Below are 15,700 nucleotides of genomic sequence, written 5' to 3'. Positions count from 1 at the left end.
AGTGTCGTATCAAGAAACAGAAGCGTTTTATAATGACCTTTATGATGAACTGTTTCCTATCCTCAGGTCGATCACGGGTCCCGGGCTGAGGCAAAGTTACGATATTTTTGGCAGATACCTGCCGTTGGAACGCTTGTCTATTCCTTCAGGCACGGCCTTATTTGACTGGCAGGTTCCTCAGGAGTGGCATTGTGATGAAGCGTATCTGTTAGGACCGGATGGTGAGCGTGTAGCGGATATGCACAGGCTCAACCTGGAGGTGGTTAATTACTCAGAGCCTGTGGATGTCACACTGTCTCTGGAGGAACTGCAATCTCACTTATATAGTTTGCCCGAGCTGCCAGAAGCGGTGCCGTATGTGACCAGTTATTATAAAAAGCGCTGGGGCTTTTGCCTCAGTCAGTCACGTCGCGAGCAGTTGAAGCCTGGTCAGTACCGAGCGGTGATCAAGAGCCGTTTTGTTGATGGGCACTTAGATCTCGCGCAAACGGTACTTGGAGGGCAATCAGAGCAAGAAGTGTTGCTGAGCTCCTACCTGTGTCACCCCTCAATGGCGAATAATGAACTGAGTGGGCCACTGGTGCTATTAGGCTTGTATCATAGAATAAAACAGTGGCCTAATCGCCGCTATACTTATCGCTTTATGTTGCACCCGGAAACTATTGGGAGCCTGGGTGTGCTGCATCTAATGCAGGAGCATTTTCGTCAGCATTTGGTGTCTGGGCTCGTACTGAACTGCTTAGGGGGCGACCCAAAGGAGCTGGTGTTTAAACATAGTCGTAATGACAATGGGCTGCTGGATAAACTGCTGTATCACTTGAGTGAGCAAGGCCATGGCCACAGCAACATCCCTTTTAGTCCGCTCAGTGGTTCTGATGAGCGTCAGTATAATGCGCCCGGATTTCAGTTTCCGGTGTGTTGTGTTAGCCGAAGCTTTCATACAGGTTATAAGGAATATCACACATCGCTAGATAACAAAGATTATATGGGGATAAAACCACTACTGGATAGCATTGACAAACTTGAAAAGATTTTCCTGGCGTTTGAGCAAAGTGCACGCTTTGAAAATACCCACCCCTATGGCGAGCCTAACCTAGGCAGTCGGGGTTTGTATCCGACGTTGAGCTTTTTTAGTGAAGAGCGAACTCGTCAGCTGGATGAACTGAATCACATTAAGATGCTGCTGTGTTACAGCGATGGACAACATGACACCATAGACATCGCAGGTAAGTACAATCAATCTGTCACGGAATTTGCAGGTGCAATCAGTAAGCTGGAGGCGCATGGGTTGTTAAAAATGTTGCCACCCCAGAGTCAGTTGGAGGCGTAGTTATGGCGAGTAATCAGGCCGTTGTAGTTGGCGGCGGTATTTGTGGCATGGTTGCGGCTGTGCTTTTAAAACAACGTTTTGATCAGGTGGTACTGATTGAACAGGCCGACACTGTGGGTGGTTTATTTTGCTCTGTTAAAGATAGCTCTGGCGCTGCTTATGATATGGGCTCACACATTCCCAACGCAACAGGTGTTGCGGAGCTGGATGACATTTTGTTTGCTGATGCAAACACTGACAGCTGGCATAAAATTGCCAGGTTGTGCTCAGGGAACTACTTTGCTGGTAGCTGGGACTTGAACAGTCCATTTCCGGATGCATCTAAACTCCCGCAAGATATCTACCAGAAAGGTTGTGGAGAGCTTATCAATCATACCGACTTGCCAGAGTCAGGCTTGATTTATGAGTATTGTGCCAATTCACTGGGTATTGTTTTTACAGAAAGCATTGTTGTGCCGATATTACGCAAACTGTATGGGCAGGATGCACCTCTGAAGAGCCTTACCATGGCTGCGGGGTTATTTGGTTTTACCCGTATTTTGGCGCTGCCAGCTGATGTGGCCGCAACCCTTAAGCAGTTGCCGGCTTTTGATGCTAAGCTGGGATATCAACGGGAATCTGATTTTCAGCAGCGCAAAGAACAGGATAACCTGAGTGAGGTAACTTACTATTACCCTACGACAGGGGAGGGGATTGGTTACTGGGTCACGCAGTTGCAAAAGCGTGTAGAGCAGGCCGGTGTTGAAATCATCACATCAGAACGTGTTGCAAAGATAGTTCACCAGAGCAATAAGGTGACGAGTCTGACTTTGGCGAATAGTGAGCGTACTTTAGCATGCGATTTTCTATTCTGGAGTGCGCCTCCTTTTATCGCGCTGGGCGCGATGGGTCTGACACCTGCCAGAGGCCAGGTGACTTTGCGCACCGCGCTTATTTTCCATCTCAACTTTGACCTGCCTTTGTTGGACAACAAGTCGCATTATTTGTGGGTTTGGGATGCGAATAGCGCTATTTTTCGGCTGACTTTGTATCCTAATCTAACCGGGAGAAATCAACATCATCATTTATCCGCAGAAATACTATGCAGTCCTGACGAGGTGGAGTCCTTTTCGGAATCTGAGATCATCGAACAGCTTAAATCGATGGGCATTGTCGATCCGCAAGCGCAATGTGTCAGCGGGCAGACTCAGGTGATTAATAACACTTTTCCCGTACCAACCACAGAGTTCCAGGCTGTCAATCAACAGAACTACGAGACCCTGACAGGGTGCGTTGATAATGTTGTTGTATCGGGTCGTTTTAGTGGTAAATGCTGGCGTCAGGCTGAGGTGCTGGTTGAGGCGTACGAGTCAATTATCCGGGCAACCGACGCAAATTAAACGTCGGTTTTGTCCAGTCGGATGTGAAAATACGGTTCGACATTGCCGCCAAAGCTCAACTTAAACCAGCCCCGCTGGGGACTGTTAATACCTTCTAAGTCTAGCTTTGACACGCCTTTTTGGGCGAGCAGTGGAAAAGCTTGCCACAACACGGCTGTGCCCGTGTGACTGTCCCTCAGTTCCGGGTGATTTGCTCCATAAAAATAATAGGCTGTATCCCCGTGGAGTAAGTAGGTCGCAAAGCTACCTATTTCCTGGTTACTGGTGCGCGCCTCATACATACAGAGCAGGCCCTGTTGTGCTAGACTTTTGATTCTCACCGCGAGCTCATCCAATCGAACTGGGCTAATTTCAATGCCCTGACGAGCCATGGTGAGTCCGTAATAATGAGCAAATAAAGTAAAGTCCTGAGACTCACTGAGCGTAACCTGCTTCTTGAAACCGTAACGGATCTCCTGTCGTCTTGATACCGAGCTATTGCTATAGTTGTCGGAGTGCTCAAGTGCTGATAAAGGCGCGGTAAACTCGTCTAACTCAAGCACGGACGTATAGCGGGGCGTTACGGCATATTTAGGGCCATCGTTGTGGTAGTTAACCCATAAAAAAGCGCGAATGTCCTGGATGGCTGGGTGTAGCTTCAGGGTCACCTGAGCATAGCGGTCGGCAAGGTACTCAGCAATATACTCTTGTGCGGCAAATAATTCCGAATGACGCTGAGCGCGATTCAGGTGAGCGATATTGCGATGCATAATCCCGTCATGGATCACATCATGATGACCGATGGCACGTTGTTCATGCTCATCTACGATAAGCAGCACCGCGGCAATTTTCTCTTTGCCCTTACAACAGTAATAAGCGTGATACTTAACGTCCAGCAAAGCGAGAAACTGGCTGTGAACAAACGGGGTGCCATGGGGGGAAGTTGCAATGAAGCTGTCCCAATTTTGGTCCAGCTCACATGGTTCGAGACTAAACTTATTCTTCATGAGCGGGCTTTTTTAGTACCATACTCCATGCCGCATGGACGCCATCGCTGCCATACTCACTAGATTGAGAGTGGCTGAGGGAGACTATCTCAAATTTTGATACGAGCTGGTGGATAAGCTCAGCATCGAAAAAGTTGACATTGCCGACCCCTGAAAACGGCCCCCAGGTGTAACCTGTTTTGGTGTACTGGTCGATTGATTCCGGTGCTTTTGCATAGTCTGAGTGCTCAGTACTAAACCAGTCTGTGATTAACAACACGCCACCAGGTTTGAGAGTGTCGTATGCCTGGTCCAGATAGCGCTGAATGCTACTGACAGGGTTGTGCACGGATGCCCCTCGATCGACAATTAAATCGAATTGTGCCTCAAAGGGCCAAGGTTGCGTAAAGTCTCCGGCATATAAGTTGTTGGCGATGTCTGTGAAGCGGTTTTTCAGTTCATTGATGATGAAGTCACTGCCATCAATGCCATATACGGTTGGACAATAAGACAGAAAAAACGGAAAGTTTGCACCTGCGCCACATCCAACTTCCAGGATCGTGAATGTTTCATCGCCATCTCTCAGGCGTGTGTTACGCAAAGCACCACTGACAATCTCACTCCATGGCCATACGGACATATGTTGATTGTTGCGATACAGTTGGTCCCAGTTTTGACAAAATGACATATATAAATCCTTCGAAATAACTATGCTGTTTTTAAGCAAGGTTTGAGCCAGTGTAGTTATTTAATTAGCGTAATCGGCTTACTAAGCTCTGTGCCTGAATGTAACTTTCAGGGGTGCCAATATCAATGTAATGGTCGTCAACAAGCCAGCCTTGCAGCTTGCCGATCATATTCGGCACAATATCCACACTCAACTCATAATGATGATTGGGTGTTAAGTGAGTAAAGTACTTGTCGTATACTTTTGGACTAAAAATAAAAAGGGCACCACTGGCGAGGTTTCCTGGTGGATTTGCGACTTTCTCATGAAACTCCCGAACAACCTGATGTTGATCCAGTTTCACAATCCCACAGCTTTGTGGCGTTTGAGTTTCAAAGAGCAACAGCGTTGCATCTGTGTGTGCCTGACGTTGTTGGTGTGCCTGGAGCATAGCCTGAAGCGAGCTGAGGCAGTAATTATCCGCATGAATAACTAAACACGTTTCATCACGCCAGAACGCGCTATTACGCCTCAAGGTACCGGCTGTACCAAGCAAATCAGGTTCATAACTCAGTGTAATACGCGCTTTATGAGGGTGGGTTGCGACAAAAGCTTCAACCTGCTCACTAAAATAATGAGTATTGATGAGGATGTCGCTTACCCCCAGATGAACCAGTTTATCTATCCAAAGGCCCAGCAAAGGCTGTTCATTAATGGGAACCAGACACTTTGGTGTTGAGTCGGTGAGCGGTTTTAGGCGCGTACCTAATCCTGCTGCGAGTAAGATGGCTTTCATTTTAACTGAACGAGTCCTTGACGGCTTTTTCTAGTATGCTAGATGACAGAGGCGTATTACCAAGTGATGCAACCTGACAGGCTGCTGCCAGGCTACCAAGGTAACAGGCTTGCCATATGTTGGCACCCGCAACCAGCGCCAGCGAGCTTGCCGCAAGCAAGCAATCACCAGCACCTGCTGGGTCAACGGCGTTGGGGTTGAGTGCGGGTAAGCGATCATTTTCCCATTTTTGCACAGGCAGGTCGGGTTTATGCACCAGTATGCCTTCCTCGGCCAGGGTTATCACCAAATTTTGGCTCTGTGTCTTTTCGATGAGCTTTTGCGCCAGAATCACCAGGCCATCATCGGTATTATTCAGTGCTACGCGCACTTCTCGTTCGGTCGGGGTTAACAAGTCCATCCCACAGTAGCGTGAAATGTCACCCACCTGAGAAGAGGTCTGGCTATCCGCAACCATGCGAATGTTACGAAGCTGACATGCGGCACTTAAACGCTCTACCAGAGGCTGAGGTAATACGCCATAATTGAAGTCAGAAAAGACCAGCAGATCTGTGGTATCGAGCTTTTTCTCGATGGCGCTGTAGATTTGTTCCTGTAATTCTCGTGCAATCTTATGCTGTCTGACCTGATTAACGCGTAACAGCGTTTTGTTGCCAGCCCGGTACCTGGTTTTAAGCGGAGTCGGACGGCTTGGATCGGTAAAGAACAGCGGCTCAACCTGGTACTCTGAGATATTCTCAGTGGCGTAGGAGGCCGTATTATCTTCGCCCAGTACAGAGGCCAGTGTCACACTTTTGGCTCCCAGTGCTTTGATGTGTCCTGCTGTGATAGCAGCGCCACCAAGAAACCTGTCTTTACGATTTGGGGTCATTACAATCGTTGGGTCTTCCTGCGATAACCCAACCGCTGTTCCTTGTACATACTCATCTACGATGACTTCGCCAATTACCAGTACACGTAAGGCACGCATGTTGTTAAACAGACTGACTAAATCCGCTTGTGTTATTTCATGACGTTGTGCAAATTGCTTGGCTTCCTGGTAGTCAAAGTTTCGCCCCACTGAGGTGGTGCGGCGAATGTAATGGTCGGCATTAGTCTCGAACTCACCAGAGCCGAAAACCAGCTTTCCCCCATATTCTTGCAATGCACTTAACTCGGCATTGTGACGGGTTTCAAACTCTTTTCCCTTGACGACAATGGCAGGTCGATGTTGCTGTACAACCTGTTCGGGTGTCTGATCAGTCAAAAAGGCTTCGTTAACACATTCAAGTGATTGCACAATTTCTAAACGGTGCTTTTCCTTAACGCGGCTTTTTACGGTCATCGCTGAATCGGTATTGATTGCGACAATGAGCTCATCACCACAGTCTCGGGCAAAGTTGAGTAGTCTGATATGGCCCGGGTGCAGCACATCAAAATTGCCCTGTACTAATACACGTTTTGGCTTTGGTATCATTTTTTCCATTGCGCTATACCGGATGCTATACAGGTGTGTACAGACGTAAAATCGAACTCGGAGAAGAGAGTGGAGTTTACCATTGTTGTATTCAGCGGGCGCTTTGCGTTGGGGTCCAGTTCGGCAAAACGGATTGGGCACAGCACAGTGTCACTTTGTAATGCATTTGCCATCATCTCAGCCAAATCATAGCGGCTATATGATTGTGGATTACAAAAGTTATAAAACCCTTTGGCGTTTTGCTCTACTAGCAAGTTAAAGGCGCTGACAATATCCATGATATCGGTAGGGTTGAAAATCAAGTCCGTGGCAGCTCTTACAGGGTCGCCGGAGCTTATTTGGCCTGCGATATCATTGAGAATAGTACCATCTGCGCCCGGGTTGCCTATGATTTTTGCCAGCCTTATGACACAGGCCTGACCGTCAGTGAGTGACATGAGGGCATTTTCTACGTGGCGTTTTTGCTTGCCATATTCCGATACTGCTGGCGCTAAGCTGTCATCAGAGTAATACCCCGTATCACCAGTGAAAACGTTATCTGTCGAAACAAAGATAATCGGGATCTGCTGTTGATGGAGTTCCTTGATTAAGGCAAGTGTCGCTTCCACATTCACCTGAGCTGCTTTTTCCGGCGCTGCGTTAATTGCACCAATGTTGGTGAGTGAAGCACAAATAATGGCAATGTACTGGCATGAAGTATCCAGCGTTAGATCGGCCAGTGTATTATCCTGGAGCCGAAACTGTTGCATACCTGGTTGTGGGTTGTGTGCGTAAGTGCCAATCGAATTCGGTCGTGTTGCAACGAAGTGGCGATATAAGTGGCTACCCAGCAGCCCACTGGCACCAAATATAATCGGTGTTAATTGCTGATCTTCTGCCATATTTCCTCTGCAAGTTGAATGTCGGAAAGTGCTTCACTTGCAGCGATAGGGCTGCTAAGGTTCTGCTGTCTCAGTGCCTCAAGGAACGCCTGAGCTTGCGTTTTAAATGCCCAGGACCAGGGAGCCTGATACTGTGTTTTTTCCGCGATCTCACCGTTGCGTTGCAGTTCCACCTGTGCCGGCACATTTCGCAGTAGCGCCGGCGGCAAAGAAACCTGCAACTGACCATGTTCAAACACAAATGTGCACTGTTCCTGCCAGTCTTTCTGATCTACTTCACCCGTATGCAAAGTGACAAGCTGGCGATCAGTACGCATTACACACACATGGGCTTTTGCCGACAAAAAGTTAAAGTACTCTACATCCATGTCACAGTTTAGAAAATACCTGAGTAAATTCAACAGGTGAGAGTGAACGTTGACATAACGCGCGAACAGGGGACGATGCTCACTATTGAGCCACTCAGGTGCAAAGTCAGCCTCATCGGGCATTTGCGGGCGTGCCTGCTGTGAGTGAATATAACCACCGGCTTTGCAATAACTGTCGCCCATATAGCAGTGCGCGTTGACCTGCAGTAATTCACCTAGTTCTTTACTGTCGATCAGCTGAGAAAAGAGGGCTTTCGCTTTGATAACGCCTGCATCAAATCTTTTCATGTAACCCACGCAGTAAACGAGCTGACGGGCCTTAGCCAGCTCGACCAATGCACTTGCATCTTTGCTGTTACCTGCCATGGGTTTCTCACTGAATACATGTTTTCCGGCAAGCAAGCAATCTTTGACGACTTGTACGGTGTGAGCACGTGCTGTTACCACAATAACGGCATCGATGTCATCGTCCTCAAGCAGTGCATGATGATCGGCATAGGTCTTATTAAAACCAAATTTGCTGGCAACTTGTGTCAACAGCTCTGGACGTAGATCCGCGATACCATACAGCTCACAGTCGTCGAGCTGCGCATAGTTTTCAATGTGCGCGACCTGTCCTATGAAGCCGGCACCAATGAAGCCCAGTTTTATTTTAGCTGATGAAGTCTGCATAGTTCTCTTTCGTGATCAGTACAACTTGCGGTGTTAAGGTTAAAAACGCACCACCTTGTTCAAGATAATCCAGGTGCTTTTTGACAATGGCTTTGGCATGGATCCAGGCTAATATGACTGTCAATGTCGGCATTGTGTCCATTAACTTTGCCGTTGGCTCAACCAGAATACTGTCTCCCGGTGTATAGCGTCCCACCTTTTGTGAATGATCGTCGTAGATTTCTGTGATATCCGCACCAATGTCATATTGCGTTAGCAGCATGGGGCCGCTACGCGCTGCACCATAAGCCGCAATGACACCTGGCTGGCGTTCGGCGATTAGGGCTTTGGCTTGCTCCTTCATGGCGTCAAAACGTGCAACGAATGCATTCATTGTGGTCATACTGTGCAAGTCGCTGGCGTCTTCTTCCTCAATCATCTGTGCAACTGATGGCTGAATCGGGCGAGGACCTGATTTATGCTGCGCAAATCCTATGATGGAGCCTCCCTGAATCGAGACATGTTCGACGTGGATCACTTCCAGCCCTTCCGTCGCGAGGAAATTAATCATAGGTTTGAGAGAGTGATTACACAAATGTTCATGAAAGATGGTACCAATGAGCATCTTGTCTATGATGTCTTTGAGGTAGGATACTTCAAATACAAATAAACCATCATCCGCCAGGGTTGTTGCAATACCTTTGAGTAGATCTCGCATTTCATCGGCATGTGCAAATACGTTAAATGCCGTCACCAAAGAGGCCTGACCGTGTTGGGCAACGATTTTTTGTCCGTTTTCGGCTGTCATTAAATCCGCGATAGTTTCGATACCGTTGCGGGTCGCCTGAGCGGCAATATCGCTGGCAGGATCAATCCCCAACACTTTGAAGCCTTTTTCTTTAAAGCACTTTAGGAAGGTGCCGTCATTACTGCCTACATCCAGCACAAAGGGCTGCGGAAGTGGCCCATACTTATTGAGGATCAGCTCTGACACGTCTTTAAAGTGATCAATGATCCCCTGAGTCTGGCCTGAATGGTAGGTATAATCAGCCCACAGGTATTCCGGGTCGACTACATCAAGGATTTGCACGTGACCACATTCATTACAAATGTACAAATCAACGGGTAATGCAGGTGCAGAGGCGTCAGTTTTGTTTTGTGCATACTTTTCTGCAAGCGGCGTCGGCTTAAAGGGAATAGCAACCTGAACATCCTTGCTAAGGCAGAGACGACAGTTATCGCGCAGTTGAGTTAATTGTTGAGTGATTTTATTCATGTACAGTACTCTTTGATTTAGGCGTGGCGAAAGTAGCGATCAACTTTAGTGATCGCAGCCACAATCATGCTAACGTGCGACGCGTCATAGTTTTCATTAACGTATAGATTAAATGAGGTATCCCGGGCATGAGTCGCATTGGGGGTTGTGACCGGTTGCTGTTTAAAATGTTCATGTGACCAGTGCCAATCCGCAACAAGGAATTTGTAGTCCGGATTCATCGGTACTCCCTCGGCAACCAGAGCCTGACAGTACTCAAGTTTATCGACATTTAACCTTGAAGTATCGATTTTCACCTGGATGAAAAACGGAGAAGGGTCACCTTGCCAGGCAGTAATACTGCAAATATCAGAATGACTGTTTATTGCCTCTCGTAATTGCGTCATGGCACGGGTTCTATCTGTGATGGTTTGGTTCAGGCGTTGTAAAGAGGCCAGCGTCACCGCACAGCTGAAATCATTCGTGTTCCAGTTTAAAGCAGGGAATAAGTGCTGTGCCGGATTACGCTCGACATATTCATCAGACCATAGCGGTTTGCCACGGTCAGAATGTGCAAGTGCACTATGGTATAAATCCTGGTCGCGACAAAATACCAGACCTCCGCTGCCAGGCGAAGCGATATTTTTTCGGTACATAGTGGATGTGGCCATAATGTCACCAAAGGTACCGACTAGCTGGCCATTTAATCTGGCCCCGGGCGCTTGCGCACAGTCTTCCAGTACTTTAATGCCCCGAGCACGCGCTTCTGCCACAATAACTTCAGTGTCAGCAACAGGCAGACCGCCACAATGTACTAGCATGATACAACGTGTATTTTCTGTTAGCTCTTTCTCGATTTGTGGCCAGCTGGTATTGAAGCTATCTGGCGCAGCATCTGCGACAACAGGCACTAAATTCTGCATGATAATTGAATTGAGAGGGCCTGCGTCAGTCACCGGTGAAATAATGACTTCACTGCCTGCAGGCAGTTCAAGTGCTGCCAATGCAACATAGACGGACGCAGTGCCAGTCGCTACCGCGACGCTGTAGCCGCCACCCATATAGTCAGAGAAGGCGCTGCACAATTGGGTCTCAAACGGGCCCCGGTAACAGGGGTCTTCATCCCGCTCCCGATAATAGTCAAGCACCGCCAGGACAGCTTGCTCTTCACCTGGACCAAAGGCTTTCCTCGCAGGGAAGGGGGCGCTAATAGCGGGGCTTCCACCGTACAAAGCCAGTTCATTGAGGTTATGACTCACAATTTTACCTCTCTTCGTTCGTCAAGTGCGCGATCCGCGGCTTCCAGAATTTCAATGACCCTGATGCCCTCAGAAAAATCTGTCAGGCTGTTGTCGCCTGTGCGTACTTTGTTGACAAAGTGGGCCAGAGATTTTGCCAGGGGCAATGTCGGATCGACCGCGATTTCTTTATTATTTTCTTTTAGTGGCACGGTACCTCGGTCAACGAATTCGAACTGCTGATTTGTCGCAGAGACTGTTAGCATGCGCGTTTTGTTGATCATACCGTTGCCAGCCTGGATGGTCGCTTGTGCGCCATTTTCGAAGCGGATAGTGACAGTAACCAGCTCCCTTTGCGTCTGGTCTTGCAGCTCAGGCGCTATGTTATCGTAACAGGCTGATATACTTATCGGCCGAGACGCGACAAGTTTAAGGCTGGCAGCAATAAAGTGTGGGGAGTACTCCCAAAGCGGGCGCATAATCGCACGGCGAGGATAGGCTGCACCTATCTTGCCGCTGACAGAAGTGACCGGCGAGTTCAGACGTGCCGCAATCTCAACCACGGCCGGATTATACAAATCTATGTGGTCAATATGCACAATGCTCTGATGGCGTGTCGCCAAAGACAAAACTGTGTGCGCATCCTGTGCAGACAAGGCGAGCGGCTTCTCCATAAATAGTGGGATACCCAGAGGCAACAGCAACTGCGCTAGCGGCAGATTAAGGTGCGGTGGCAGTGCTGCGACGACACAATCGAATTCATCACTGTGGGTTACCAGCTCATCCCAGCTGGCCAATATCTTAGTCTGCTCCGGGAGCAGGGGGGCAACTTCACTATTACTGGTAACAACATGGGAAAGTTGGACATCAGACACTTCATTACGCAGTGTTTTGACGATTGCTTTTCCCCAGCTGCCAATCCCAACAACAGCCACTCTAACGGTTTTAAACTCGGAACTCATTTAACTCTCTGATAAATTTATCCACGGCAGCACTATCTTCCGGAGCAGGTGAAAAAGGCGCTGTCTGGCTTGTATAGTCGGGGACCCATGGGCCTGTCAGTACTTCATGATAAATAACGTAGTCGCTCCTGGGTACCACGGTATGATAACAAGGGCTGGTAACTTTATGAAAGAACACTTTATTTTCATCTGAAGCATGTATCGGTGCAAGGGCTGTTTTACCAATGATGTTTCCCGCATCGTCGAACGTAAATACGTCCATCTGCCCCTCAATCATGTGATAGGACTCTACGACCCCGGTAGGGTGACGATGAGGAGGAAAGTAACTCATTCCATGCAGGCAGATGATCATCTCCTGAATGGCTGCTTCATGGCTCTCATGAAGACAGTATCTGAAGCGACCATTGTGCGCGTTGGCTGCTAGCGTTTTTAGTTCCGTCAGGTGCTTTGTTGTGAGCTGTATAATGGGGGCCTGAATGTACTGAGCACCGGCACTGGTCGCAGAGTGTGGCTGTTTCATAGTGTATTTTGCATATATGAGTGGCAGGGCAGCGTTGCCAGTGCTGAGCGTTCGAACTCAGCCCGGACAACCTCAGACAGGGCGTGCACTTTGAGCAACGTTATTGGCGTGTCGCCGAATAGGGCGACTGTTAACGCGTTCATGTTATGCAGTGCGTTACCAAATTGATGAAAGTCCCTGACGCTACGTGTGTGGCGATGCACGTTGTACTCAACTACCTCTTCGTTAGTTTGTATCAGTCGATAATGCTCTGTCTTACTTTGCAAAAACGCATCAAAGTTAAAGTGTTCTTCAAAGTAATGTATATAGGTGCAGCTTTCAAGCGCTACCCCAATCAGCAAAATATATGCGTCGTCTTTTAGTTTTGAGTTTTCTATCAAGCCATAAGGGCTTGAATCGGAGCAGGGTCCCGGGTTGAGGTGGTGCCCCTGCGTTAAATACTCTGCATCAGGTCCGGCAATTGCAACCGAATGGGTTGGGTGTAAACTTCTGTGGGTCGCAAATTGTGTTCTGAATAGCTCTGACAATATACCCGTGTGTGACGGGGTTGCTTTAACGTCGAAGCAGTTTTGTGCTTGCGTGACGGTGCGCCAGGTCATCGTTGGCATAATGACGTTGCCCTGATGTACGTAATTAAGCAAGAACTCACACAACGAAGCAGCCTGAACACCTTGTTTACTCAAGCCACTGAATGCACTGTGTACCATGAGTGTACTTGTGGATTTGACTCCCATAGGTTGCAATAAAGTTGTCATTAACCACTGATCAAACTTCATAGGTGTTGCACTCCAACATCTGGCATTGGTGATTAAAGGCTTGCTGTATCGACTCGAATGTTTCGACTTCAAAGGGGATTTGGTGAAGCCCATTTTGTGCAAAAAACTGTTCTTCTCCGATTTTGAATCCTGCCGTTTCCAGCGTATTTCTGGCCGTTGCAAAGTGATTATCATCAATCGGTGAGTAACGTATTGAGGAACACCCTTTTAAAAAGTAATAGGCAAAACTGGGGCCACCAGACGAGCTCAGGTTGATGTAAGCTGCATCGTACAAAGCGATACGCAATGCAAAGCTGATTGTTGCTGCAGGTACTTCAAAAGCCAACTGACTCAGTGGCGTTGCATTAAGACATTCAGAGGTGTCTCTTAGCAACACCGGAAAGTAGGTGTCAGTATCGAGCGAGTGCAGGAATTCTATCCAGGGGCCTACAGGGGTATTTCGCTCGGGGTGTGTTGGCGTGTTTCTTAAGGTGAGGGTGACCAGTTTTTTATTTTGTGCATGACAATGATCCAGCAGTGTTTGGACCATACTCGCCGCTGCGGGTTGCACCTTTAACTCTGGCATTGGGATCCCATTGTTATAATATTCTTCAAGCTTGAGCAAGCCATGGGCTACACCTGCTTGAGTGGTCAGAATATCCTCGGGAAATAGGTTTAATTTACCCGCCATTGTAGGTGTAAGATCTGCTCGATTGATAATGTCACTGCAGCCAATATACGAAGGCAGGCTCTCAAAAATGGGCTTGACGATATTGGCGATACGCCAACTTCTGTCGTCCTCTGTGTAGTTGGCATCGAAAGATAACTTATTGCCGCCGGGATTAGCGGAAAGCATATAAAAGTGAATATATTTGAGCTTTCGCTTAATCCTTTCTGCCTCGGCGACGGCGGCAAAGCTCAGCGCATCGTAACAGGGCAGGTTCACCTTCATATCATACACGACATGTAGTGTTTGCTCTGTGCTTCCGGACTTTCGAATGGTGTCTTCACAGCTTAATACTTTACAGTGAGTAATATTATAAAAATAGATTGCTGAGAGTGAAAACCCATGCTCTACCAGAGCATTGGCAATGTCGTCCACAAACATAGAGCAAATGATGATCTGAATGCCCGGGGTGTTGTACTGTGCACTGAGCTCTTCGAGGCTAAGGATAGGCTTGTTGTGATAAGTGCCACCACCCTGAGTGGTTGCAAAAATAGCATCCGGGTGGGACTGTAGTAACGTGTTAGTTACGCTATTGATGCCATACAGGACAACCTGTGGAGAGTTCATAATCAAATGCCTTAAATAAATGCGTTGTAGTGATTGTGTTTATAGCGGAACTGCATACAGCACCGTTTCTACCAGACCGCCATCATGTTGCCTTAAATAAAACTGGTAGCGGCCTGGCGCAATGTCTTCGACCTGCTTTTGTAATGAAAAAATATGCTCAGGCTGGTGGTAAACGGAAATGGCCAGCAGCGGCAAGTTACGCTGGATAGTTTGTGTGGCGCCTTCCAAAGCAAAGGGCTCGAATGCTTCGATGTTCATTTTTATCATGCTTGGCGCGAAGTGAGTTAGTTCACTGTCTAACGTAGTGATATCAATGCTTAATTCGCCTGTTTCTGAGAACAGTGAAGCCCTGTCTTTATTTGCAGAGAAGCCCAGTTTAGTCACGCTGTTGCCGACGCCCTTATTGACACACTCAACAAAGCCAAAGTGGGCCATATTTTCGCTCAGCCGTGCAAATGTGGCGGGGTCGGGTTCAAAGGCATATGCGCCTTTCACTATGTCTGGATAGCGATTGATGTGCAAGGCAACACTGTCGCCGTCGAAAGAACCACAATCTACATAGTGGCTGGCAAAACGAGACAGATCGATCCCCGTTGGCAGATACAACTCCCAATCAATGTGGGGCTCCATGACACTGGGGTCGCCATGCAGGCGATAATCCAGGCAAGAAGCCAGCACGCCAAGAGATAAATCATCAGCCAGTTTGCCTTGCAACGCTTTGAGTGCTGATACATTGTTCAGCAGGGTTTCGAGCATGTTTTCATGGAAAAAGTGCGGCTCGAAGGTTTGTGGGTAAAGCAACTGAAGATGCATAAAGGTGTTCACTGAGCTGGCATGCATCTCTTTACAGGTGTTGTAGGCTTTACAGGTTCTGTGTGTTGCCAGGATCACGTGGCGCGATTCGATGTTGCTTTTACAAAATGACTGAACCCGATGCTGCTCATGCGCCAGCTGGCCTATCTTTGCCTGGTTCATATCTACAATCTGGACATCTTGTGCATTGAGTGACTCAAAGATACTCAGTAATCGGACCCCTTCATCAGCCGCACCTACGATAGTGACAGGCTGAGAGAGGAGTTCATCAAGTGTGACATTCTGCGCTCTGAGTGTTTCACGCAGTGTGTCGCTATGCTTACCATCAAGCTCACATAGTAAGGATTCTAAATATTTCGTATTGTCCATA

The 15,700-nt window shown here is 48.0% G+C and carries 15 protein-coding genes; 2 read left to right on the top strand and 13 right to left on the bottom strand.

Annotated elements, in window-relative coordinates:
- Nucleotide 1 precedes the first annotated feature (1 nt).
- Together IY568_RS03725 and IY568_RS03720 are read left to right on the top strand one after the other, a co-directional pair.
- The gene (locus IY568_RS03725) at nt 2–1,330 is read left to right on the top strand and encodes a DUF4910 domain-containing protein (protein WP_194866808.1); all 1,329 of its coding nucleotides are present in this window, start codon (nt 2–4) and stop codon (nt 1,328–1,330) included.
- A gap of 2 nt (nt 1,331–1,332) precedes the next feature.
- Nucleotides 1,333–2,709 carry an FAD-dependent oxidoreductase gene (locus tag IY568_RS03720; RefSeq protein WP_194866807.1) on the top strand — a complete coding sequence of 459 codons (1,377 nt, stop codon included), beginning with the start codon at nt 1,333–1,335 and terminating at the stop codon, nt 2,707–2,709.
- Here IY568_RS03720 and IY568_RS03715 read toward each other — a convergent pair.
- The 13 genes from IY568_RS03715 to IY568_RS03655 all read right to left on the bottom strand — a co-directional run bounded on the left by IY568_RS03715 (nt 2,706) and on the right by IY568_RS03655 (nt 15,699).
- Nucleotides 2,706–3,695, bottom strand: coding sequence for a GNAT family N-acetyltransferase (locus tag IY568_RS03715; RefSeq protein ID WP_194866806.1), 990 nt, complete (start codon nt 3,693–3,695; stop codon nt 2,706–2,708). The two genes, IY568_RS03720 and IY568_RS03715, sit on opposite strands and share 4 nt — an antisense overlap.
- Nucleotides 3,685–4,362: a class I SAM-dependent methyltransferase gene (locus tag IY568_RS03710; protein WP_194866805.1), complete on the bottom strand. Its 678-nt coding sequence runs from the start codon at nt 4,360–4,362 to the stop codon at nt 3,685–3,687. The genes IY568_RS03715 and IY568_RS03710 overlap by 11 nt, the downstream gene beginning before the upstream one ends.
- A gap of 64 nt (nt 4,363–4,426) precedes the next feature.
- Nucleotides 4,427–5,137 (bottom strand): nucleotidyltransferase family protein, encoded by a 711-nt coding sequence (locus IY568_RS03705; protein ID WP_125563883.1) that lies wholly within the window; start codon nt 5,135–5,137, stop codon nt 4,427–4,429.
- Between the two features lies 1 nt (nt 5,138).
- On the bottom strand, nt 5,139–6,602 hold the full coding sequence (locus IY568_RS03700; RefSeq protein WP_125563881.1) for a PfkB family carbohydrate kinase: 1,464 nt from the start codon (nt 6,600–6,602) through the stop codon (nt 5,139–5,141).
- Nucleotides 6,590–7,474: an SDR family oxidoreductase gene (locus tag IY568_RS03695; RefSeq protein WP_125563879.1), complete on the bottom strand. Its 885-nt coding sequence runs from the start codon at nt 7,472–7,474 to the stop codon at nt 6,590–6,592. The genes IY568_RS03700 and IY568_RS03695 overlap by 13 nt, the downstream gene beginning before the upstream one ends.
- Nucleotides 7,453–8,514, bottom strand: a complete 1,062-nt coding sequence (locus IY568_RS03690; protein ID WP_194866804.1) for a Gfo/Idh/MocA family protein — start codon at nt 8,512–8,514, stop codon at nt 7,453–7,455. Before IY568_RS03690 ends, IY568_RS03695 begins: the two co-directional genes overlap by 22 nt.
- Entirely contained in the window at nt 8,495–9,769 is a 1,275-nt protein-coding gene (locus IY568_RS03685) for a class I SAM-dependent methyltransferase (RefSeq protein ID WP_125563876.1), read from the bottom strand. Before IY568_RS03685 ends, IY568_RS03690 begins: the two co-directional genes overlap by 20 nt.
- A gap of 17 nt (nt 9,770–9,786) precedes the next feature.
- The gene (locus tag IY568_RS03680) at nt 9,787–11,007 is read right to left on the bottom strand and encodes a DegT/DnrJ/EryC1/StrS family aminotransferase (RefSeq protein WP_125563875.1); all 1,221 of its coding nucleotides are present in this window, start codon (nt 11,005–11,007) and stop codon (nt 9,787–9,789) included.
- Nucleotides 11,004–11,948, bottom strand: a complete 945-nt coding sequence (locus IY568_RS03675) for a Gfo/Idh/MocA family protein (RefSeq protein WP_194866803.1) — start codon at nt 11,946–11,948, stop codon at nt 11,004–11,006. The genes IY568_RS03680 and IY568_RS03675 overlap by 4 nt, the downstream gene beginning before the upstream one ends.
- Complete coding sequence (locus IY568_RS03670; RefSeq protein ID WP_125563871.1) at nt 11,932–12,468, bottom strand: WbuC family cupin fold metalloprotein; 537 nt, start codon at nt 12,466–12,468, stop codon at nt 11,932–11,934. The genes IY568_RS03675 and IY568_RS03670 overlap by 17 nt, the downstream gene beginning before the upstream one ends.
- Nucleotides 12,465–13,244 carry an AAC(3) family N-acetyltransferase gene (locus IY568_RS03665; protein ID WP_125563869.1) on the bottom strand — a complete coding sequence of 260 codons (780 nt, stop codon included), beginning with the start codon at nt 13,242–13,244 and terminating at the stop codon, nt 12,465–12,467. Before IY568_RS03665 ends, IY568_RS03670 begins: the two co-directional genes overlap by 4 nt.
- Complete coding sequence (locus IY568_RS03660; RefSeq protein ID WP_194866802.1) at nt 13,234–14,517, bottom strand: hypothetical protein; 1,284 nt, start codon at nt 14,515–14,517, stop codon at nt 13,234–13,236. The genes IY568_RS03665 and IY568_RS03660 overlap by 11 nt, the downstream gene beginning before the upstream one ends.
- Nucleotides 14,518–14,556: 39 nt before the next feature.
- Nucleotides 14,557–15,699, bottom strand: coding sequence for an FkbM family methyltransferase (locus tag IY568_RS03655; RefSeq protein WP_228553103.1), 1,143 nt, complete (start codon nt 15,697–15,699; stop codon nt 14,557–14,559).
- Nucleotide 15,700: the final 1 nt, after the last annotated feature.

The sequence above is a fragment of the Pseudoalteromonas sp. PPB1 genome (genome assembly GCF_015356275.1).
GTDB lineage: Bacteria > Pseudomonadota > Gammaproteobacteria > Enterobacterales > Alteromonadaceae > Pseudoalteromonas > Pseudoalteromonas rubra_D.
The sequence above is the reverse complement of the archived record's forward strand: the minus strand, read 5'-3'. Positions and strand labels throughout refer to the sequence as shown.